This is a genomic window from Chelatococcus composti (assembly GCF_014201415.1).
In the GTDB taxonomy this organism is placed as follows: Bacteria; Pseudomonadota; Alphaproteobacteria; order Rhizobiales; family Beijerinckiaceae; genus Chelatococcus_A; species Chelatococcus_A composti.
Window position 1 is genome coordinate 510546 of record NZ_JACHEH010000003.1, and the last position, 19561, is coordinate 530106.

At 69.0% G+C, this 19561-nt stretch carries 16 protein-coding genes; 14 read left to right on the forward strand and 2 right to left on the reverse strand.

The genetic code is table 11. The features are described from left to right. Positions 1-2 precede the first annotated feature (2 nt). The 13 genes from HNQ73_RS08605 to HNQ73_RS08665 all read left to right on the forward strand — a co-directional run bounded on the left by HNQ73_RS08605 (position 3) and on the right by HNQ73_RS08665 (position 17079). Entirely contained in the window at positions 3-1148 is a 1146-nt protein-coding gene (locus HNQ73_RS08605) for an FtsW/RodA/SpoVE family cell cycle protein (protein WP_183334211.1), read from the forward strand. After that, complete coding sequence (gene murG, locus HNQ73_RS08610) at positions 1145-2281, forward strand: undecaprenyldiphospho-muramoylpentapeptide beta-N-acetylglucosaminyltransferase (protein ID WP_183334213.1); 1137 nt, start codon at positions 1145-1147, stop codon at positions 2279-2281. The genes HNQ73_RS08605 and murG overlap by 4 nt, the downstream gene beginning before the upstream one ends. Further along, on the forward strand, positions 2278-3687 hold the full coding sequence (murC, locus tag HNQ73_RS08615) for a UDP-N-acetylmuramate--L-alanine ligase (RefSeq protein WP_183334215.1): 1410 nt from the start codon (positions 2278-2280) through the stop codon (positions 3685-3687). The genes murG and murC overlap by 4 nt, the downstream gene beginning before the upstream one ends. Positions 3688-3724: 37 nt before the next feature. Next, positions 3725-4642, forward strand: coding sequence for a UDP-N-acetylmuramate dehydrogenase (murB, locus tag HNQ73_RS08620; protein ID WP_183334217.1), 918 nt, complete (start codon positions 3725-3727; stop codon positions 4640-4642). Positions 4643-4715: 73 nt separating this feature from the next. After that, positions 4716-5639 carry a D-alanine--D-alanine ligase gene (locus HNQ73_RS08625; RefSeq protein ID WP_183334219.1) on the forward strand — a complete coding sequence of 308 codons (924 nt, stop codon included), beginning with the start codon at positions 4716-4718 and terminating at the stop codon, positions 5637-5639. Between the two features lie 41 nt (positions 5640-5680). Further along, the gene (locus HNQ73_RS08630) at positions 5681-6586 is read left to right on the forward strand and encodes a cell division protein FtsQ/DivIB (RefSeq protein ID WP_183334362.1); all 906 of its coding nucleotides are present in this window, start codon (positions 5681-5683) and stop codon (positions 6584-6586) included. Next, positions 6583-7920: a cell division protein FtsA gene (ftsA, locus tag HNQ73_RS08635; protein WP_183334221.1), complete on the forward strand. Its 1338-nt coding sequence runs from the start codon at positions 6583-6585 to the stop codon at positions 7918-7920. Before HNQ73_RS08630 ends, ftsA begins: the two co-directional genes overlap by 4 nt. A 90-nt stretch (positions 7921-8010) precedes the next feature. Then, positions 8011-9834 carry a cell division protein FtsZ gene (gene ftsZ, locus HNQ73_RS08640; RefSeq protein WP_183334223.1) on the forward strand — a complete coding sequence of 608 codons (1824 nt, stop codon included), beginning with the start codon at positions 8011-8013 and terminating at the stop codon, positions 9832-9834. A gap of 280 nt (positions 9835-10114) precedes the next feature. Continuing rightward, complete coding sequence (lpxC, locus tag HNQ73_RS08645; RefSeq protein ID WP_183334225.1) at positions 10115-11062, forward strand: UDP-3-O-acyl-N-acetylglucosamine deacetylase; 948 nt, start codon at positions 10115-10117, stop codon at positions 11060-11062. Positions 11063-11248: 186 nt separating this feature from the next. Next, on the forward strand, positions 11249-12157 hold the full coding sequence (locus HNQ73_RS08650; protein WP_183334227.1) for an outer membrane protein assembly factor BamD: 909 nt from the start codon (positions 11249-11251) through the stop codon (positions 12155-12157). A gap of 16 nt (positions 12158-12173) precedes the next feature. After that, on the forward strand, positions 12174-13841 hold the full coding sequence (recN, locus tag HNQ73_RS08655; RefSeq protein ID WP_183334229.1) for a DNA repair protein RecN: 1668 nt from the start codon (positions 12174-12176) through the stop codon (positions 13839-13841). Between the two features lie 73 nt (positions 13842-13914). Continuing rightward, on the forward strand, positions 13915-16092 hold the full coding sequence (ligA, locus tag HNQ73_RS08660) for an NAD-dependent DNA ligase LigA (protein WP_183334231.1): 2178 nt from the start codon (positions 13915-13917) through the stop codon (positions 16090-16092). A 69-nt stretch (positions 16093-16161) separates the two neighbouring features. After that, a complete protein-coding gene (locus HNQ73_RS08665; protein WP_183334233.1) occupies positions 16162-17079 on the forward strand; it encodes a 50S ribosomal protein L11 methyltransferase in 918 nt (305 codons plus the stop codon). A gap of 10 nt (positions 17080-17089) precedes the next feature. Here HNQ73_RS08665 and HNQ73_RS18075 read toward each other — a convergent pair whose 3' ends face one another. Next, positions 17090-17212 carry a hypothetical protein gene (locus HNQ73_RS18075; protein ID WP_276513666.1) on the reverse strand — a complete coding sequence of 41 codons (123 nt, stop codon included), beginning with the start codon at positions 17210-17212 and terminating at the stop codon, positions 17090-17092. 47 nt (positions 17213-17259) lie between these two features. Beyond that, a complete protein-coding gene (locus HNQ73_RS08670) occupies positions 17260-17472 on the reverse strand; it encodes a hypothetical protein (RefSeq protein WP_183334235.1) in 213 nt (70 codons plus the stop codon). A 257-nt stretch (positions 17473-17729) separates the two neighbouring features. Here HNQ73_RS08670 and HNQ73_RS08675 point away from each other — a divergent pair, with 257 nt between their 5' ends. Next, positions 17730-19556, forward strand: a complete 1827-nt coding sequence (locus HNQ73_RS08675) for an aminopeptidase P family protein (protein WP_183334237.1) — start codon at positions 17730-17732, stop codon at positions 19554-19556. The last annotated feature ends 5 nt before the right edge of the window (positions 19557-19561 follow it).

Below are 19561 nucleotides of genomic sequence, written 5' to 3' on the forward strand. Positions count from 1 at the left end.
CGATGGTCTCGCGCGCAGAACGGACGGTGCTCGCAGACTGGTGGTGGACGGTCGACCGCTACACCCTCGGCGCGCTCGGCGTGCTCATGGTGGCCGGTCTCGTCTTTCTCATGGGCGGCGCGCCTCCCGTCGCCGAGCGGCTCGGGCTGCCCACCTTCCACTTCGTCAACCGGCAGGTGCTCTATCTGGTGCCGGCCATCCTCCTGCTCGTCGGCACGTCGCTGCTGTCGCCGCGCCAGGTGCGGCGCATGGCGCTGATCGTCTTCCTGGCCGGCATGGCGCTCATCGTGGCGGCGCTCTATGTCGGTCCGGAGGTCAAGGGCTCGCGCCGCTGGATCTCGCTGGCCGGCATCACCGTGCAGCCGTCTGAGTTCGTGAAGCCGGCATTCGTCGTCCTCGTCGCCTGGCTGTTCGCGGAGGGCGGGCGGCGCCGGGACATGCCGGGCACCATCCTGGCCGTCCTGTTGCTGCCGCTGACGATCGTGCCGCTGATCCTGCAGCCGGACATCGGCCAGACCATGCTGGTGACGGTGGTGTGGGCCACCGTTTTCTTCGCGGCGGGGCTGCACATCTTCTGGGTCGCCGGCATCGGCGGCATGGGCCTGGCCGGTCTCGTCGCCGCCTACGAGTTCATCCCCCACGTGCGCGCCCGCATCGAGCGCTTCTTCAACGACGACGTGGGCGATACCTTCCAGGTCGACATGGCCATGGAGTCCTTCGCCCAGGGAGGCTGGCTCGGCAAGGGACCCGGCGAGGGCACGGTCAAGCGCATCCTTCCCGACGCGCACACCGACTTCATCTTTGCCGCCACGGCGGAGGAGTTCGGCATTGTCGTGTGCATCGCCATCGTGCTGCTGTTTGCCTTCATCGTCATCCGCAGTCTCATTCTCGCCCGGCGCAACGATGATCCCTTCTGCCGCCTGGCGGTGACGGGCCTTGCGACGCTCTTCGGCATTCAGGCTTCGATCAACATGATGGTGAACGTGCACCTCCTGCCGGCCAAGGGCATGACGCTGCCCTTCATCTCCTACGGCGGCTCCTCGCTGTTCTCGCTCGCCATCGGCATGGGCTTCCTCATCGCTTTGACGCGCCGCAGGCCGCGGGCGGAGATCTTCGACGCCACACCGCGCTGGGGCGAGGTGCGATGAACAGGGATCGCTTCGTCCTCCTGGCCGCCGGCGGCACGGGAGGCCATCTCTTCCCGGCCGAGGCGCTGGCGGCGGCGCTCGGCCGGCATGGCATTGCGGTGGCGCTCGCAACCGACGAACGGGCGGCCGCCTATGCGCACCATTTTCCGGCCGCCGAACGGTTCGTGATCCCCTCGGCGACACCGTCGAGGCGCTCGCCCCTTGCAGCCGCGCAGTCCTTTGTGACGCTGGCGCGCGGCATCTGGCGGGCGCGGAGCCTGATGCGCGAGCGCCGGCCGGCCGTGGTCGTCGGCTTCGGCGGCTATCCCACCGTGCCGCCCGTGCTCGCCGCCACCATGGTCGGCGTGCCGAGCATCATCCACGAGCAGAACGCCGTCGTCGGCCGCGCCAACCGTTTCCTCATGAGCCGCGTCACGGCCATCGCCACGGGCTTCGTCGAGGTGAGGGGGCTGAGCGAGGTCGCGCGCGGCAAGACCACGCACACCGGCAACCCGGTACGCCCCAGCGTGCTCAAGGCCGCGGCCGTCCCCTTCCGGCCGCTCGCGCGCGGCGAGCGCCTCTCGCTTCTCGTCTTCGGCGGCAGCCAGGGCGCGCGGGTGATGAGTGATGTGGTGCCTGTCGCCATCGAGCAGCTCGACGAGATGCGGCGCGCGCGCCTGCACATTGTGCAGCAGGCCCGCCCGGAGGATCTTGAGCGGGTGCGCAGCATCTATGCGCGGCTCGGTGTTTCGTGCGAGGTGGAGCCGTTCTTCAACGACCTGCCGCGTCGTATGGCCGCGGCGCAGCTCGTCGTCTCCCGCGCCGGCGCCTCCACGGTGGCCGAGCTTTCCGTCATCGGCCGCCCATCCATACTCGTGCCGCTACCCGGCGCCCTCGACCAGGACCAGGCGGCGAATGCCGCGAGCCTCGGGGCCATCGGCGCGGCCGTGGTCATCTCCCAGACGGATTTCACGCCCGCCCGCCTCGCGGCCGAGATCGCGGCGCGCCTCGACGCCCCCGAGGCATTGACGCGGGCGGCCGAAGCGGCCAAGAGCGCAGGCATCACCGACGCAGCGGAGCGTCTTGCCGCGCTTGTCATCCGCATCGGCAAGTTCGCCCAACAAGAAGCCCCGCAAACGGAGACGACGACATGAAGCTGCCGCGCGAGCTCGGCCCCATCCACTTCATCGGCATCGGCGGCATTGGCATGTCGGGCATCGCCGAGGTGCTCCTCAACCTCGGCTACACCGTCCAGGGGTCGGATGCGAACGACAATGCCAACGTCAAACGCCTGCGCGACAAGGGGGCGTCCGTGTCGATCGGCCACGCCGCGGAGAACCTGGGCGACGCGGAGGTCGTCGTGGTCTCCACCGCGATCAAGCGGGACAATCCCGAGCTCGTCGCCGCGCGGGAGAAGCGCCTGCCGGTGGTGCGCCGGGCCGAGATGCTGGCCGAGCTGATGCGGCTGAAGACCTGCGTCGCCATTGCCGGCACGCACGGCAAGACCACGACCACATCGCTCGTCGCGACGCTGCTCGATGCCGGCGGCTTCGACCCCACCGTCATCAATGGCGGCATCATCAACGCCTACGGCACCAACGCCCGCCTCGGGGCCGGCGACTGGATGGTGGTGGAGGCCGATGAATCAGACGGCACCTTCCTCAAGCTGCCGGCGGATGTGGCGATCGTCACCAACATCGACCCCGAGCACCTCGACCACTTCAAGACCTTCGACGCCATCAAGGCGGCCTTCCGCTCCTTCGTCGAGAACCTGCCATTTTATGGCTTCGCGGTGATGTGCATCGACCACCCGACGGTGCAGGATCTCGTCGGCCAGATCGAGGACCGGCGCGTCATCACCTATGGCGAGAACCCGCAGGCGGACGTGCGGCTCATCGACGTCGATCTGAACGGCGGCAAGAGCCGGTTCAAGGTGCTGATCCGCGACCGCAAGACGGGAGTGGAGACGGTCATCCCCGATCTCCTCATGCCCATGCCTGGCCACCACAATGCGCTAAACGCGACCGCGGCCATCGCGGTGGCGCACGAGCTCGGCATGAGCCCGGATGCGATCCGCACCGCGCTTGCCGGCTTCGGCGGCGTCAAGCGGCGCTTTACCCGCACGGGGGAGTGGAACGGCGTCACCATCTTCGACGACTACGGCCACCATCCGGTGGAGATCGCGGCTGTCCTGCGGGCTGCCCGTGCCTCGACGAAGGGGCAGGTGATCGCGGTGATGCAGCCGCACCGCTACACACGGCTGAAGGCCCTCTTCAACGACTTCTGCACCTGCTTCAACGATGCGGACGCCGTGATCGTCGCGCCCGTCTATCCGGCGGGAGAGCAACCCATTCCCGGCGCGGAGCGTGACGATCTCGTCGCCGGTCTCAAGGCGCGCGGCCACCGGCAGGTGATCGCCCTCGAGGGACCGCAGGCGCTCGCCGGCATCGTGCGTCGCCTGGCGCGCCCCGGTGACTATGTGGTTTGCCTCGGCGCGGGCACGATCACCAACTGGGCCTATGCCCTGCCCGGCGAACTGGAGGCGGGGGAGGGGGCGTGACGCGGCGCTCGCGCCCCGGCCAGCATGAGGCGATGCCATGAGCTTTCCCGACATCACCGCCGAGCTTGCTGCCGCGATGCCGGGCCTGCGAGGGACGCTCGTGGCCAATGCCCCGCTTGCGCCGCTGACCTGGTTCCGCACCGGCGGGCCGGCGCAGGTGCTGTTCGCGCCGGCGGACGAGGACGACCTGGCGCTCTTCCTCGCCAACCTGCCGGAGCGTGTGCCGCTCACCGTCATCGGGCTCGGCTCCAACCTCCTCGTACGTGACGGCGGCGTGCCGGGCGTCGTCCTGCGGCTCGGCAAGGCCTTTGCCGAGGTGAGCGTGGAGGAGGGCTGCCGCGTGCGGGCCGGCGCTGGTGCGCCCGACGTAAAGGTGGCGCGCGCCGCCGCCGAGGCGGGCATCGACGGGCTCACCTTCCTGCGCGGCATCCCCGGCGCCATCGGCGGCGCCCTGCGCATGAACGGCGGCGCCTACGGCGGCGAGGTTAAGGACGTGCTGGTGGAGGCGCGGGCGCTCGATCGCAGGGGCCACCGGCACGTGCTCTCCCGCGAGGACATGAGGTTCTCCTATCGCCATTGCGGCGCACCGGAGGATCTCATCTTCGTGGAAGCGCTGTTCGAGGGCCGGCCCGGAGATCCGGCCGAGATCCTCGCGCGGATGAACGAGATCACCGAGGCGCGGGCGGCGACGCAGCCGGTCAATACACGCACCGGCGGTTCCACCTTCAAGAACCCGGATGGCGCCAAGGCCTGGCAGCTCGTCGATGCCGCCGGCTGCCGGGGGCTCCGGATCGGCCAGGCGCAGGTGTCCGAGATGCACTGCAACTTTCTCGTCAATCTCGGCGGCGCCACGGCGGCAGAGATCGAGAACCTCGGCGAGGAGGTGCGCCGGCGTGTCAAGGAACACTCCGGCGTGACGCTCGCCTGGGAGATCAAGCGGGTGGGCGTGGCCTGAGGCTTCGCCGTCCCCCGGCCCGGTTGCTCTTGCGGCGGCCGGTGCGGCACCTCGATGGACAAGGATGCGAACGATGACCAAACACGTTGCGGTGCTGATGGGCGGTTTGTCCGCCGAGCGTGAGGTCTCCCTGGCCTCGGGCAAGGCCTGTGCCGATGCGCTGGAGGCGGAAGGCTACCGCGTGACGCGCATCGACGTGGGTCGTGACATCGCCGCGGTGCTGGAGCGCGTGCGGCCGGATGTGGTGTTCAACGCGCTGCACGGCAGCCCGGGCGAGGACGGCACCATCCAGGGCATCCTGGAGACGATGCGCCTGCCCTACACCCATTCCGGCGTGCTCGCCTCGGCGCTCGCCATGGACAAGGCCAAGGCGAAGGTGGTGATGGCGGCGGCCGGAGTGCCTGTGGCACACGGCATCGTGGTACACCGGCGCGAGGCGGCCGAGCGCCACGTGCTGCCGCCGCCCTACGTGCTGAAGCCGGTCAACGAGGGCTCCTCGGTCGGCGTCATCATCGTGCGCGAGGATCGTTCGCATCCGCCCCAAGAGTTAATGCGGCCCGACTGGCCCCATTCCGACTGGCTGCTGGCCGAGGAGTATATCGCCGGGCGGGAGCTCACCTGTGCCGTGATGGGCGACAAAGCCTTGGGCGTCATTGACATTCAGCCAGCCACAGGGGGCTTCTACGACTACGACGCCAAATATGCGAAAGGCGGCTCGATCCACATCCTCCCCGCAAAAATTAAACCAAATATTTACCATCAGATCCAAGAGTTGGCGTTAACGGCGCACCAAGCACTCGGCTGTCGTGGCGTCTCCCGCGCCGACTTCCGGTACGACGACCGGCCAGACGGCACTGGCAGGATCGTCTGTCTCGAGGTCAACACGCAGCCAGGCATGACCGAGACCAGCCTGGTGCCCGAACTGGCCGCGCATGCGGGGTATTCATTCGGCGAGCTTATGCGATGGATGGTGGAGGACGCCTCCTGCGACCGGTAGGAACGAGAAGCCCGCGCGGGGCGGTCTCGGCCGCGGTGACCATGCCCGCCGGCATGCTGTTCGCCGCGCCGGAATGGCCGCGCCTGCGGCTGTTCCGTGCGTTGCGCCGGCGCGGCTATGTGCGCGTCGGCGGCCGCCGGCGGCTGCCTCGCGGTCTCGGTAGCGCGCTCACTCTCGCTCTCTTCGCCTCTGTCGGTCTCTACGGTGCCTTCGCCGGCGGGCATGTCGACCGCTTCAGGGCCGAGAACGGCACCTTGAGCGATGCCGTCGCTCGTGCCTTCGGCTTCGGTATCAAGCAGGTCGTCATCTCCGGCCTGGCGGAACTGCGGCCGGCGGAGATTCTGGAGGCCGCCGGCATCTCGCCCAATCGCTCCGTGCTGTTCATTGACCCGGCCGAGGTGCGCCGCAACCTTGAGGCCGTGCCGATGATCCGCGAGGCGTCGGTGCGCAAGCTCTATCCGAACGAGCTCGCCATCACCATCACCGAGCGCGAGCCCTTCGCGCTGTGGCAGCGTAACGGCGAGGTTTTCGTCGTCGCTGCCGACGGGACGGTCATCGACTTCCTCAACGATGCGCGCTACGCACGCCTGCCCCTCGTCGTCGGCGACCGTGCCAACGAGCGCTCGGCGGACTATCTCGAGCTGCTGGACGCCGCAGGCTCGCTGCGCGAGCGAGTCAAGGCCGGCTCGCTCATCGCCGGCCGGCGCTGGAACCTCATTCTCGACAACGGCCTCGAGGTGCGCCTGCCGGAATCGAACCCGACAGCGGCCGTCGCCCGGCTCGCCGAACTCGAGGAGAGCGAGCGCATCCTGGAGCGGGACATCCTCGTCATCGACATGCGCCAGTCTGACCGGGTCGTGATGCGTCTGGGCGCCGAGGCAGCGGCCGCGCGCGCAGAGGCGGCGAAGAAGAAGCCCGTCGCCAGCGCCAAGGAGGCGGACATATGAGCTCCTTGCGCAACGGCTTGACGCCGCGCCTCAAGCCCCTCCCGGCGCGCAAGAGCACCCTCCTGTCGGTGCTCGACGTCGGCACCAGCAAGGTCGTCTGCCTCATCGCGCAGCTCATCCCCGTGAGCGAGAGCGACGTACTGCGCCGCCGGACGCACCAGGTGCGCGTGCTCGGCATCGGCCATCAGCGTTCGCTCGGTCTCAAGGGCGGCATCGTCGTCGATCTGGAGGCGGCCGAGCAGGCGATCCGCCAGGCCGTCGATGCCGCCGAGCGGATGGCGAAGGTCGAGGTCCAGTCGGTCATCGTGAACCTCACGGGCGGGCGGCTCGCGTCGCAGAGCTTCACGGCCAACGTGGCTACCCGTGGCACGGTGACGAATGCGGACGTGCACCGCGTGCTCGATGCCGCGAGTGCGCACAGCCTGAAGCCTGGGCGCGTGGTGCTGCACGCCCTGCCGACGGCCTATGCGCTCGATGGGCAGAAGGGCGTCCTCGACCCGGTGGGCATGATCGGCGACAACCTCGGCGTCGACCTCAACGTCGTGACGAGTGATGCCTCGGCCGCGCGCAACCTGATGCTGGCGGTCGAGCGCTGCCATCTCAATGTCGAGGCCATCGTGGCGAGCCCCTATGCGGCCGGCATCGCCACGCTCGTCGACGACGAGGCCGAGATGGGTGGCCTTGTAATCGATCTCGGCGGCGGCACGACGAGCTTCGGCGCCTTCTTCGCCGGCCATCTCGTCCATGCCGACGCCGTTGCGGTCGGCGGCCACCATGTCACCATGGACATCGCGCGGGGGCTGTCGACGCACATCGCCGCGGCGGAACGGCTCAAGACGCTCTACGGCGCTGCTCTGCCTTCCGCGTCGGACGAGCGCGAGATTATTGCCGTGCCGCTCGTCGATGAGACTGAGCGGGACGTGCCGAACCATATGCCGAAGTCGCATCTGGTGCGGATCATCCGCCCGCGTGTCGAAGAGATTCTCGAGCTGGTGCGCGACCGGCTGAAGGCGGCGGGGTACGCCCCGGCCGACGGGCGGCGCGTTATCCTGACCGGCGGGGCTTCACAGCTGACGGGCCTGCCGGAAGTTGCCAGGCGCATCCTGGCCGGCCCGAAGGGCTCGGCCCAGGTGCGTATCGGCCGCCCTCTCGGCATCAAGGGGTTGCCCGAGGCCGCGAAGGGCCCCGCCTTTGCGGCGGCGGTCGGTCTGCTGGTGTATCCGCAGATCGCCCACATCGAGCATTTCGAGCCCAAGGCTGCTCGTACCATGCTCGCGACAGGCACGGATGGTTATCTGTCCCGCATGGGACGTTGGTTCAGGGAGAGCTTCTAAGACTAGAGCGGCGCGGCGGCCGCAACAGTCTGGAACCGGAGTAAGAGGGGCGCGCAGCCGGGCGCCGTTTGAGAAGAAGAGGCCACGACCATGGCGATCAATCTGCAAGCCCCGGATATCCGGGAACTTAAGCCCCACATCACGGTGTTCGGCGTCGGCGGCGCCGGCGGCAATGCCGTGAACAACATGATCGAGTCGGGGCTGATGGGCGTCGAGTTCGTCTGCGCCAACACCGACGCCCAGGCGCTCTCGAGCTCCCGTGCCCAGCGCATCGTGCAGATGGGCCTGCAGGTGACGGAAGGTCTCGGCGCCGGGTCGCAGCCCGAGGTCGGCCGCGCGGCTGCCGAGGAGGTGATCGACGAGATCCGCGACCAGCTGTCTGGCGCGCACATGGTGTTTATCACTGCCGGCATGGGCGGCGGCACCGGCACGGGCGCCGCCCCGGTCATCGCCCGCGCCGCGCGCGACATGGGCATCCTGACTGTCGGCGTCGTGACCAAGCCCTTCCACTTCGAGGGCCAGCGCCGCATGCGGGTGGCTGAAGCCGGCATCGCCGAGCTGCAGCAGGCGGTCGACACCCTCATCGTCATCCCGAATCAGAACCTCTTCCGCGTCGCCAACGAGAAGACCACCTTCGCCGATGCGTTCGCCATGGCGGACCAGGTGCTCTACTCCGGTGTCGCCTGCATCACCGATCTGATGGTGAAGGAAGGCCTCATCAACCTCGACTTCGCCGACGTGCGCGCCATCATGCGCGGCATGGGCAAGGCGATGATGGGGACGGGCGAAGCCTCGGGCGAAGGGCGCGCCATCACGGCGGCGGAGGCTGCCATCGCCAACCCGCTCCTTGACGACGTGTCGATGAAGGGTGCGCGCGGCCTGCTGATCTCCATCACGGGCGGCCCGGACCTGACGCTCTACGAGGTGGACGAAGCCGCCACGCGCATCCGCGAGGAGGTCGATGCCGAGGCTAACATCATCCTCGGCGCCACCTTCGACGAGAGCCTCGAGGGCACGATCCGCGTCTCCGTCGTCGCCACCGGCATCGACCACGAGATGGTTCACAACGCGCAGGACCTGTCGCTCACCGAGCAGCGCATCGCCGAAGTCGCCGAGCGCCTGCGCTCGGAGGCCCGCCAGCGCGCCGCCCATGCGGCCGCCGCGCCGCGTCCGGTGGTCGTGGAGACGGCGCCGCGCGTCGCCGCCGCGCCCGTCGCGCCCGAGCCTGCGCCGGCTGCCGAGCCGGTCGTTGCCCCGGCTGCGGTCGAGCCGGTCGCCGCTCCCCAGGCTCCGGCTGTCGAGTTCGTCCAGCCGGTTGCCGAGCCGGCGCCGGCTCCGGTCGCGGCTCCGGTCGCTGCGGCCGCGCCCCGCGCCGAGCAGGTGCGCAGCGACGTCATGATCGCCCCGGCCGCTGCGCCGCGTGCGGCAATGGCGGCGGCGGCCGTGGCCCCGGCCCCGGTCATGCAGGAGGAGCCGGAGCCGGTGATGCAGGACCATTTCATCCCGCCGCAGCCCGAGCGGGCCGTGGTGCGCCCCACGCGCATGCCGCGCGTCGATGAGCTGCCGCTGCCGGTGCAGAACCAGATCCGCGCCGCGCGTCAGGAGCATCAGGAGCAGGGCGGTGACCACAAGCGCATGTCGCTGCTGCAGCGGCTTGCCTCGGTCGGTCTCGGCCGCCGTGACGACCACCACCACCAGCCCGCCCAGGCGCCGGCGCCGCAGCCGGTGCGCCAGCAGGCGCCGCAGCCCGCGCCCTCGCCGGTGCACGCCGAATATGCCAAGCGCCCGCAGGCGCAGGGCTATCGGCCGGCCCAGGGCGCGCTCGATCCGCACGGCCGGGCGCCGGCGCAGAACCGGACGATCGACGACGACCAGCTCGAGATTCCGGCCTTCCTGCGCCGCCAGGCCAACTGAGCACCTTTTCCACGCCATGACGCGAACCCCGGGAGCAGTCGCTTCCGGGGTTTCATTCGTTAATGTTTTTCAAACATTTAGCGGTATGGTGGCGACCTGACGATAAGTGTAACAGACAGTAAGAAAGCGTGATTTGGCCGCTCGGGGCGGCACGTCTATGGTCCACGCAACTCGCACGGGATTCGTGACGGCGATGTAACGGATCGCGTGCCTCGCACGAGCCCCAGGCTCGTGTCTGTCTTGAGCAGATCTGCCCGCAGAGGGCGACAGGACCGAGAGAATGAAAGCCAGCAGCCAGACGACGCTCCGCGATACCGTGACCCTGGCGGGCAACGGCGTTCATTCCGGCAAACCGGTCCGGCTCACCATCCATCCGGCCGAGGTCAACCACGGCATCGTCTTTCTGCGGACCGGGCTCGCCAACGGGCGCGAGCGTCTCATCGAGGCGCGCCATGTCGCCGTGAGCGCGACGGAGCTCTGCACCCGCATCGGCGAGAGCGAGTCCGGCGCGGTGGCCACCATCGAGCATCTGATGTCCGCGCTCGCCGGCCTCGGGATCGACAATGTGCTGATCGAGGTCGACGGTCCTGAGGTTCCGATCCTCGACGGCAGCGCTGCCCTTTTCGTGGAAGCCTTTGATCGTGTCGGCATCGTCTCGCAGCCCGCGCCGCGCCGCTACGTGAAGGTGCTGCGCCCGGTGCGCGTTCAGCAGGGCAGGGCCTTCGCCGAGCTCACGCCGCGCGACAAGGGTTTCCGTCTCGATGTCGAAATCGACTTTGACACGCCGGTGATCGGCCGCCAGCGCAAGATCGTCGACCTGTCGGCTGCGGTCTATCGCCGCGAGATCGCCAGCGCCCGCACCTTCGGCTTTATGCGCGACGTGGAGCGGCTGTGGAAGGCGGGCTTCGCGCTCGGCGCCTCGCTCGAGAACACCGTGGCGATCGGCGAGGACCGCATCCTCAACGAGGAGGGGCTGCGCCACCCTGACGAGTTCGTGCGCCACAAGCTGCTGGACGCGATCGGCGACCTCGCGCTCTCCGGCCTGCCGCTGATTGGCAGCTATCGCTCCTATTGCGGTGGGCACCGCCTGAACTTCATGGTACTCGACGCGCTCTTCGCGGACCGCGCGAATTACGCGATCGTCGAGAGCGAGCCGCGCCGCGAGCCGCGCCATGCGGAGATCGCCTCGGGCATCGCAGTTCCGGCATACGCGCCTGATATTCACTGACGCCCCGGCCATCCGTTTCGCCGCGCCATCGAAACGCCGTTTTCGGCCGCGCAGGTGTCCGGCGTCGAAATCGGCTCACAAAACTTTTCCAGACCTTGGCGGAACCGGTGGCTTTGGGTTAAACAGCCCAACCGTCCGACGACGGCGAGCCGTGGCCTTGGGGCCGCAGTGGAGGAAGGTGAGGTAATGCGCTCTGCATTTTCGTCCAAGACCGCCCGGACCGGCGCGCGGCTGCCGATCGGCAGGCTGCTCGCATGCGCGGCGCTGGGCCTCTCTCTGACGGCGTGCGACACGCTATCCTCGCTCAATCCCTTCGGGAAGGACGACGAGTACAAGCCCGAGCTTGTTCCGGACGTGCCGGCGGCGAACCTCTACAACGAAGGCCTCGCGCTGCTGGCCAAGAACGACTATCCGGAAGCGTCGAAGAAATTCGACCAGATCGACAAGACCTACCCGCGCAGCGAGTGGGCGCGCAAGGCGCTGATCATGAAGACCTACGCCTCCTACGAGGGCGGGGAGTTCAGCGAATCGATCAACGACGCCCGGCGCTATCTGACGCTCTATCCCAATGGCGAGGATGCTGCCTATGCGCAGTATCTGCTCGCCATGTCCTACTACCGCGAAGTGCCGGACGTGACGCGCGACCAGGAGCGCACCGAGAAGGCGCTCGCCGCCTTCCAGGAGCTCGTCGAGCGTTATCCGCGCTCCGAGTACGCCGAGGACGCCAGGTTCAAGCTGCAGGTGTTGCGGGACCAGCTCGCCGGCAAGGAGATGGAGATCGGCCGCTTCTACCTGGAGCGGCGCAACTACACCGGCGCCATCAACCGTTTCCGCGACGTCGTCAGCAAGTACCAGACGACGCGGCACGTGGAGGAGGCGCTGGAGCGCCTGACGGAGGCCTATCTCGCCCTCGGCGTCGTCAGCGAGGCGCAGACGGCGGCCGCCGTGCTCGGCCACAACTTCCCGGACAGTCCCTGGTACAAGGACGCCTACAAGCTGCTGCAGAGCGGCGGCCACGAGCCGCGCGAGGACACCGGCTCGTGGATCAGCCGGGCGTTCCGCGGCTTCTCGCGGACCGTGGGGCTCGGCGGCTGATCGCGGCGCGGGCGGCATGCTCGTCCAGCTCGCCATCCGCGACATTGTCCTGATCGATCGGCTCGATCTTGCCTTCGATCGGGGCCTCAGCGTCCTCACCGGTGAAACCGGCGCCGGCAAGTCCATCCTGCTCGACGCCTTCGCGCTCGCCTTGGGCGGGCGCGGCGACGGCAGTCTTGTGCGCCACGGTGAGGCGCAGGGGCAGGTGACGGCCGTCTTCGAGGTGCCGCCGGAGCATCCCGCCTGGCAGACGGCTCGCAGCCTCGATATCGCCGACGATGGCGCCCTGATCCTGCGCCGCATCCAGCATGCCGACGGGCGCACACGCGCCTTCGTCAATGACCAGCCGGTTTCCGTGCAGGCGCTGAAGTCGATCGGCTCCGCACTCGTGGAGATCCACGGCCAGCACGACGACCGGGCGCTTATCGATGCGGCCACGCACCGCCACATCCTCGATGTCTTCGGCGAGCTGCAGCAGGAGGCTGCGGCGACGGAGGCGGCCTATGCGCGCCTGCGCGAGGCGCGGGCGGCGCTCGTGCGCCATCGCGCCCGTGTCGAGACCGCGCGCAGGGAAGCGGATTTCCTGCGCCACGCTGCCGAGGAGCTGGAAGGGCTCAGCCCGCAAGCCGGCGAGGAGGAGGCGCTCGCCGAGCGTCGCCAGCTCATGATGCAGGCAGAGAAGGTGGCGAGTGACCTCAAGGAGGCGTTCGACGCTGTGGCCGGCAATGCCTCGCCCGTGCCCGTCCTCTCGGCGGCGGTGCGGCGGCTCGAGCGGCGGGCCCAGCAGGCGCCGAGCCTGGTCGAGCCCAGTGTCGCGGCCCTCGATGCCGCGCTCGTCGCGCTCGACGAGGCGCGATCTGTGCTCGAGGAGGCGCTGCGCGCCGCCGCCTTCGACCCGCGCGAGCTGGAGCAGGTGGAGGAGAGGCTGTTCGCCCTGCGGGCCGCGGCGCGCAAGTATGATGTGCCGGTGGACGAGCTCGCGCCGCTGCGCGAGCGCTTCCTTGCCGATCTCGCCGCCATCGACGCGGGCGAGGAGGAGCTGGGCCGCCTCGCCACGGCGGTGGAGGAGGCGAGCGCCGCCTACCGCGAGGCGGCGGCGCGTCTCAGCGCCGGCCGTGCCGAGGCTGCGGCCCGCCTCGAGGCCGCTGTCAACGCCGAGCTGCCGCCGCTCAAGCTGGAGCGGGCCCGCTTCATCGCGCGCGTCGAGAGCGACGACAGTGTCGAGGCCGCAGAAGGCTTCGACCGTGTGGAGTTCTGGGTGCAGACCAACCCCGGCACGCGGCCTGGGCCGCTGATGAAGGTTGCTTCCGGTGGTGAGCTGTCGCGCTTCATGCTGGCGCTCAAGGTGGTGCTGGCGGACAAGGGCTCGGCACCGACGCTGATCTTCGACGAGATTGACTCGGGTGTGGGCGGCGCGGTGGCCGATGCCATCGGCCAGCGCCTGAAGCGTCTTGCCGCGCGGGTGCAGGTCATCGCCGTCACCCACGCGCCGCAGGTCGCCGCCCGCGCTGCCAACCATCTCCTCATCGCCAAGGAGGCGGCAAGCGCCGACAAGGTGGCGACGCGCGTGACGCCTCTTGCCGAGCGTATGCGCCAGGAGGAGATCGCACGCATGCTGGCCGGCGCGACCATCACGGACGAGGCGCGCGCCGCCGCCGCGCGGCTGCTGGAGGCGGAAGGCTGAGCGCACGGGGGTGGGTGAAGACGCCCGACTTTGTCATATAGTCTGCGCTCCCCGAATCCATGAGCGCGACGCCATGTCCGAACGATCCTCGTCCACCACAGCGGGTGCTCCCCTGCGCAACGTCGCCGTCGAGGTGCTGACGCCGCGGGAAGCGAAGCGTGAGCACGCGGCGCTGGCCGCCGAGATCGCGGAGCACGACCGCCGCTATTACGGCGAGGATGCACCGATCATCTCCGATGCGGAGTATGATGCCCTGCGCCGCCGCTACGAGGCGCTGGAGGCGCGTTTTCCTGAGCTCGTCACCGAGGACAGCCTGACGAAGAAGGTCGGCACGCGGCCGAGCGAGAAGTTCGCCAAGGTGCGCCACCGCGTGCCCATGCTGTCGCTCTCCAACGTCTTCACCGACGAGGACGTGGCGGAGTTTGTGCAGCGCATCCGCCGCTTCCTCGGTCTTGCTGCCGAGGCGCCGCTCGTCATCACGGCAGAGCCGAAGATTGACGGCCTGTCTATCAGCCTGCGCTACGAGAAGGGGCGCCTCGTGACGGCTGCCACGCGCGGCGACGGGGAGGAGGGGGAGGACGTGACCGCCAATGCCCGCGTGGTCGACGCCATCCCGAAGGAGATCGACGCGCCGGACATGCCCGAGGTGTTCGAGGTGCGCGGTGAGGTCTACATGCGCCATGCGGACTTCGCGGCGATCAACCAGCGCCAGGCGGAGGCGGGCAAGCCGCTCTTCGCCAATCCGCGCAACGCTGCGGCTGGCTCGCTGCGCCAGCTCGATCCCGCCGTCACCGCACAGCGGCCGCTCGCCTTCTTCGCTTATGCCTGGGGCGACGTGTCGGCCCTGCCGGCCGACACGCAGATGGGGGTCGTCGAGGCGATGGGGCGCTGGGGTTTTCCCGTCAACCCGCTGATGAAGCGCTGCCAGAGCGTCGAGGAGTTGCTCGCGCACTACCACGCCATCGAGGCTGACCGGGCGAACCTCGGCTATGACATTGACGGCGTCGTCTACAAGGTGGACAGCCTGGCTCTGCAGGAACGCCTCGGCTTCGTCTCCCGCTCGCCGCGCTGGGCCACGGCCCACAAGTTCCCCGCCGAACGGGCGATGACGGAATTGCTCGACATCGAGATCCAGGTGGGGCGGACGGGGGCGCTGACCCCGGTGGCGAAGCTGAAGCCCGTCACGGTGGGCGGCGTCGTCGTCTCCAACGCAACGTTGCACAACGAGGACTACATCCGCGGCATCGGCGGCGACGGCCAGCCAATCCGCGGCGGCGTCGACATCCGTATCGGCGACACGGTGGAGATCCAGCGCGCGGGCGACGTCATTCCCCAGGTGCTCGGCGTCGTTCTGGACAAGCGTCCGCCGGACAGCGAGCCCTACCGTTTCCCCACCACCTGCCCGGCCTGCGGCAGCCATGCGGTGCGCGAGGTCAACCCGCGCACGGGGCGCGAGGACGCGGTACGGCGCTGCACGGGCGGGCTCACCTGCCCGGCGCAGGCCATGGAGCGGCTGAAGCATTTCGTCTCGCGCAACGCCTTCGACATCGACGGGCTGGGCGACAAGCAGGTTGAGCTCTTCTTCCGCGAGGGGCTCGTGCATGGTCCGCAGGACATCTTCACCCTGGCGGAGCGTGATGCGACGAGCCTGAAGAAGCTGAAGGACCGCGAGGGCTTCGGCGAGACGAGCGTGCGCAACCTCTTCGCTGCCATCGAGGCGCGCCGGCAGGTGCCACTCAACCGCTTCATCTTCGCCCTCGGCATCCGCCACGTGGGCGAGACGACGGCGAAGCTCCTCGCTCGCCACTACGGCACGTTCGAGGCGCTGCGCACGGCCATGATCGCGGCGCGCGACCGCACGTCCGAGGCCTGGGCGGAGCTCACCGCCATCGACGGCATCGGCGAGGTGGTGGCCGAGGCGCTGGTGCAGTTCTTCGCCGAGCCGCACAACGAGACGACGCTCGACGAACTCCTGAAGCAGGTGACGCCGCTGGAGATGGAGCGCCCGACGATGGTCGACAGCCCCGTCGCCGGCAAGACCGTGGTCTTCACCGGCACGCTGGTGCGCATGTCGCGTGACGAGGCAAAGGCCATGGCCGAGCGTTACGGCGCCAAGGTGGCGGGCTCCGTGTCGAAGAAGACGGATCTGGTGGTGGCCGGGCCCGGCGCCGGCTCCAAACTGGCCAAGGCGCAGGAGCTCGGCATCGAGGTGATCGACGAGGATGCGTGGTTCAAGCTCGTGGGAGCGTGAGCCGACCGCCCTTTCCTCCGGCGGCGGCAGGGTCTAAGACACACGCTTCTCTCGATCGGAAAGTGTCCCATGCTCGAAGGCCTGCCGCCGCACAAGCCCACCTGTTCCATGCGCCTTGTAACGGACGAGAAGTCCGCCCAGGCCATGGTCGAGTTGCTCGGGGAGTTCTTCGACCCTGCCGAGACGGCGGTCGCCGCCTTCGAGGCGCCGGACGGGCGCTGGCATCTGGAGGTCTATTTCTCGGACCGACCGGATGAGGCGGCGCTGCTCGGCCTGCTGCGCCCCGTGGTGGGCGACGTCGTCGATGCCGCGGTGTTCGCGCCGATCGAGATGAAGGACTGGGTGAAGGCGAGCCTGGAGGGCCTGAAGCCGGTGCGAGCCGGGCGTTTTCTCGTCCACGGCAGCCACGACCGGCATGTGGTGCGGGCGAACGACATCGCCATCGAGATCGACGCGGCGCTGGCCTTCGGCACCGGCCATCACGGCACGACGCTGGGCTGCCTTCTCGAACTCGTGAAGGAACTGAAGCGGAGCCGCCCGCGCCATGTCCTTGATGTCGGAACGGGCACCGGCATTCTCGCCATTGCCGCGGCGCGCGCGCTGCACAGGCCCGTCGTGGCGGGGGATATCGATCCGGTGGCCGTCGCGGTCGCGCGCGCCAACGCGAGACTGAACGGCGCCCGCGACCACGTGCGGCTCTACGCAGCGCCGGGCGTGCGGCATCGTCTTGCCGCCCGCCCCGGCTACTACGATCTCGTCTTTGCGAACATCCTGGCCCGGCCGCTCAGGCTGCTGGCGCCTTCGCTCTGCAACGTGCTCGCCCCGAAGGGCATCCTGGTGCTCTCCGGGCTGCTGATCCGCGATGTGCCGGGTGTGATCAGCGCCTACGCCGCACAGGGGCTGGCGCTTGTCAGGCGTGCCGAGCGCGAAGGCTGGGCGACGCTGGTTCTGCGGCGGGGAGGGGCAGCCCCCCGCCGGATTTCGTGAATGCCGCTTGTCAGTAGTCGATGGCCGGGTAGCGGCGGCGCATCTGCCGGCGCATGGCCTGCGCCTCAGCGACGGCTTCGGCCATCGTGACCGTAAAACGGCCGATAGCCCTGAGAATGGTCACGATGAACATGGCGGGTACCTTTCCGTATGAGACGAGCCGGTCGTGCGCTCACCCGTTCAGCGGGCGAAGGGCAGCGTACCGGAATTGCCGAGGCTGACCTTGTCGAGACCCGCGTCCCGGAGGGACAGCGGACCATAGATCGCCTCAAGGCGGCGGATTTCACGGTCTGCGGCGCGCATACGCGCCTCCATGACAGCGTTGAGGATGCGCTTGAAGACACCCGTCTTCCTGGGCGTTACATAGGCGATATCGGTGCTAACGTAGGCCATGGGTCCATCTCCGAACGTTGGAGGACAGCCCGGAACGCTTCCTCTCGTCGTTATGATCGCAATATAGGAAATGCTGCAGGTGCGAAAAAGATAGGTCAGCGCATATGACCTATGCGTGTTGCGCGACCCTATTCACCGATTGCCGGACGGTCCGGCATGGGGTGCATGCCAATTGTGCGACCATGCCTGCGCATTAGGCAATCTCGCCAGAAAATCCGGTTGCGCATGAAACATTTGCATGAAGGGGTCGGGAGTTGATGAGCCAGAGCCGCTTCCAGGTTTTCGACAACATACGCGACCCGGCGGCCTGCGCACCGCGTCTTGCTGCGCTGCGAAATGAATTGCGCCGCCGTGGCCTGGACGGCTTCATCGTGCCGCGGGCCGACGAACACCAGGGCGAGTATGTGCCGCCCCATGCCGAGCGGCTCGCATGGCTCACCGGCTTCGGCGGCTCGGCAGGCACGGCCGTGGTGCTGCTGGACAAGGCGGCGATCTTCGTCGACGGGCGCTACACGCTGCAGGTGCGCGAGCAGGTCGACACTGCCCTCTTCACGCCGGTTGCCAGCAACGACACGCCGCCTTCGGCCTGGATCGGCGAGAACCTGACGGCAGGGGCGAAGCTTGGCTACGACCCGTGGCTGCACACGCCCGCGGCGGTGGACAGACTCGCCAGGGCGGCGGAGGAGGCGGGCGGCACGCTCGTGCCCGTGGCCGACAATCCCGTCGATGCTGTCTGGAGCGACCGCCCTGCGCCGCCGCGCGCGCCGGCACGGCCCTATCCGCTCGCCTTCGCCGGGGTCTCCGCCGCCGACAAGCTGACCCAGCTGCGCGAGAAGCTCGCGAAGGCGCGCAGTGATCTCCTTGTCGTCAGCGATCCGCACAATCTCGCCTGGCTCTTCAACCTGCGGGGGGCGGACCTCACCCATACGCCGCTGGCGCTAGGCTATGCCCTCGTGCCGCGCGAGGGCAGGGCGACGATCTTCATGGATGAGGTGAAGATCGGCGCGGACCTGCGCGAAGCGCTGGAGCCGCTCGCCGACATCGCCGGGCCGGAGGCCTTCCCCGCCGCGGTGGCCGCCGCGGCGGCCGGCGGCCGGCGCGTGCGGCTCGATGCGGCGACGGCGGCGGCCGCCCTGCGCGAGATCGTGACCGCGGCGGGCGGCACGGCCGACGTCGGCGACGACCCCGTCAGCCTCATGAAGGCGGTCAAGAACGAGGCGGAGAAGGCAGGCGCCCGCGCCGCGCAGCGCCGTGACGCCGTAGCGGTGGCCCGCTTTCTCGCCTGGTTTGCCCGCGAGGCGCCTGGCGGCCGCCTTACCGAGATCGACGCTGCGGTCGCGCTGGAGAACTTCCGCGCCGAGACGAATGCGCTCGTCGACATTTCCTTCGACACCATCGCCGGCGCCGGGCCGAACGCCGCCCTGCCGCACTACCACGTCACGACGGCGAGCAACCGGCGCATTGGCGAGGGCATCTTCCTCGTCGACTCCGGCGCGCAGTACGAGGACGGCACGACGGACATCACGCGCACGATCGCTGTCGGCACGCCCACGGCGGAGATGCGGGACCGCTTTACGCGCGTGCTCAAGGGGCACATTGCCATTGCCACCGCCGTCTTCCCCCGCGGCACCAGCGGCGCGCAGCTCGACAGCTTCGCCCGCCGGCCGTTGTGGGAGGCGGGGCTCGACTTCGACCATGGCACGGGGCACGGCGTCGGTGCCTTCCTCTCGGTACACGAGGGGCCGCATCGCATCTCCAAGCTGGGCACGACGCCGCTGGAGCCTGGTGTCATCCTTTCCAACGAGCCGGGCTACTACAAGGAAGGGGAGTACGGCATCCGCATCGAGAATCTCGTTCTCGTCGAGGAGCGCGACATCCCCGGCGCAGACCGGCCCATGCTCGGCTTCGAGACGCTGACACTGGCGCCGATCGACCTTGCGCTGGTGGAGCCGTCGCTGCTGACGCAGGAGGAGCGCGCCTGGCTCGATGCATACCACGCCCGCGTGCGCGAGGAGCTGATGCCGGCGCTGGAGGGAGCCGACCGGGTCTGGCTGGAGCAGGCGACGCGGCCCGTCGGGCAGTAAGTCGA

Excerpts from the sequence above, each read along its gene's own strand:
- HNQ73_RS08605 (WP_183334211.1), top strand. The coding sequence starts at position 3 with ATGGTCTCGCGCGCAGAACGGACGGTGCTCGCAGACTGGTGGTGGACG.
- murG (WP_183334213.1), top strand. The coding sequence starts at position 1,145 with ATGAACAGGGATCGCTTCGTCCTCCTGGCCGCCGGCGGCACGGGAGGC.
- murC (WP_183334215.1), top strand. The coding sequence starts at position 2,278 with ATGAAGCTGCCGCGCGAGCTCGGCCCCATCCACTTCATCGGCATCGGC.
- murB (WP_183334217.1), top strand. The coding sequence starts at position 3,725 with ATGAGCTTTCCCGACATCACCGCCGAGCTTGCTGCCGCGATGCCGGGC.
- HNQ73_RS08625 (WP_183334219.1), top strand. The coding sequence starts at position 4,716 with ATGACCAAACACGTTGCGGTGCTGATGGGCGGTTTGTCCGCCGAGCGT.
- HNQ73_RS08630 (WP_183334362.1), top strand. The coding sequence starts at position 5,681 with ATGCCCGCCGGCATGCTGTTCGCCGCGCCGGAATGGCCGCGCCTGCGG.
- ftsA (WP_183334221.1), top strand. The coding sequence starts at position 6,583 with ATGAGCTCCTTGCGCAACGGCTTGACGCCGCGCCTCAAGCCCCTCCCG.
- ftsZ (WP_183334223.1), top strand. The coding sequence starts at position 8,011 with ATGGCGATCAATCTGCAAGCCCCGGATATCCGGGAACTTAAGCCCCAC.
- lpxC (WP_183334225.1), top strand. The coding sequence starts at position 10,115 with ATGAAAGCCAGCAGCCAGACGACGCTCCGCGATACCGTGACCCTGGCG.
- HNQ73_RS08650 (WP_183334227.1), top strand. The coding sequence starts at position 11,249 with ATGCGCTCTGCATTTTCGTCCAAGACCGCCCGGACCGGCGCGCGGCTG.
- recN (WP_183334229.1), top strand. The coding sequence starts at position 12,174 with ATGCTCGTCCAGCTCGCCATCCGCGACATTGTCCTGATCGATCGGCTC.
- ligA (WP_183334231.1), top strand. The coding sequence starts at position 13,915 with ATGTCCGAACGATCCTCGTCCACCACAGCGGGTGCTCCCCTGCGCAAC.
- HNQ73_RS08665 (WP_183334233.1), top strand. The coding sequence starts at position 16,162 with ATGCTCGAAGGCCTGCCGCCGCACAAGCCCACCTGTTCCATGCGCCTT.
- HNQ73_RS18075 (WP_276513666.1), bottom strand. The coding sequence starts at position 17,212 with ATGTTCATCGTGACCATTCTCAGGGCTATCGGCCGTTTTACGGTCACG.
- HNQ73_RS08670 (WP_183334235.1), bottom strand. The coding sequence starts at position 17,472 with ATGGCCTACGTTAGCACCGATATCGCCTATGTAACGCCCAGGAAGACG.
- HNQ73_RS08675 (WP_183334237.1), top strand. The coding sequence starts at position 17,730 with ATGAGCCAGAGCCGCTTCCAGGTTTTCGACAACATACGCGACCCGGCG.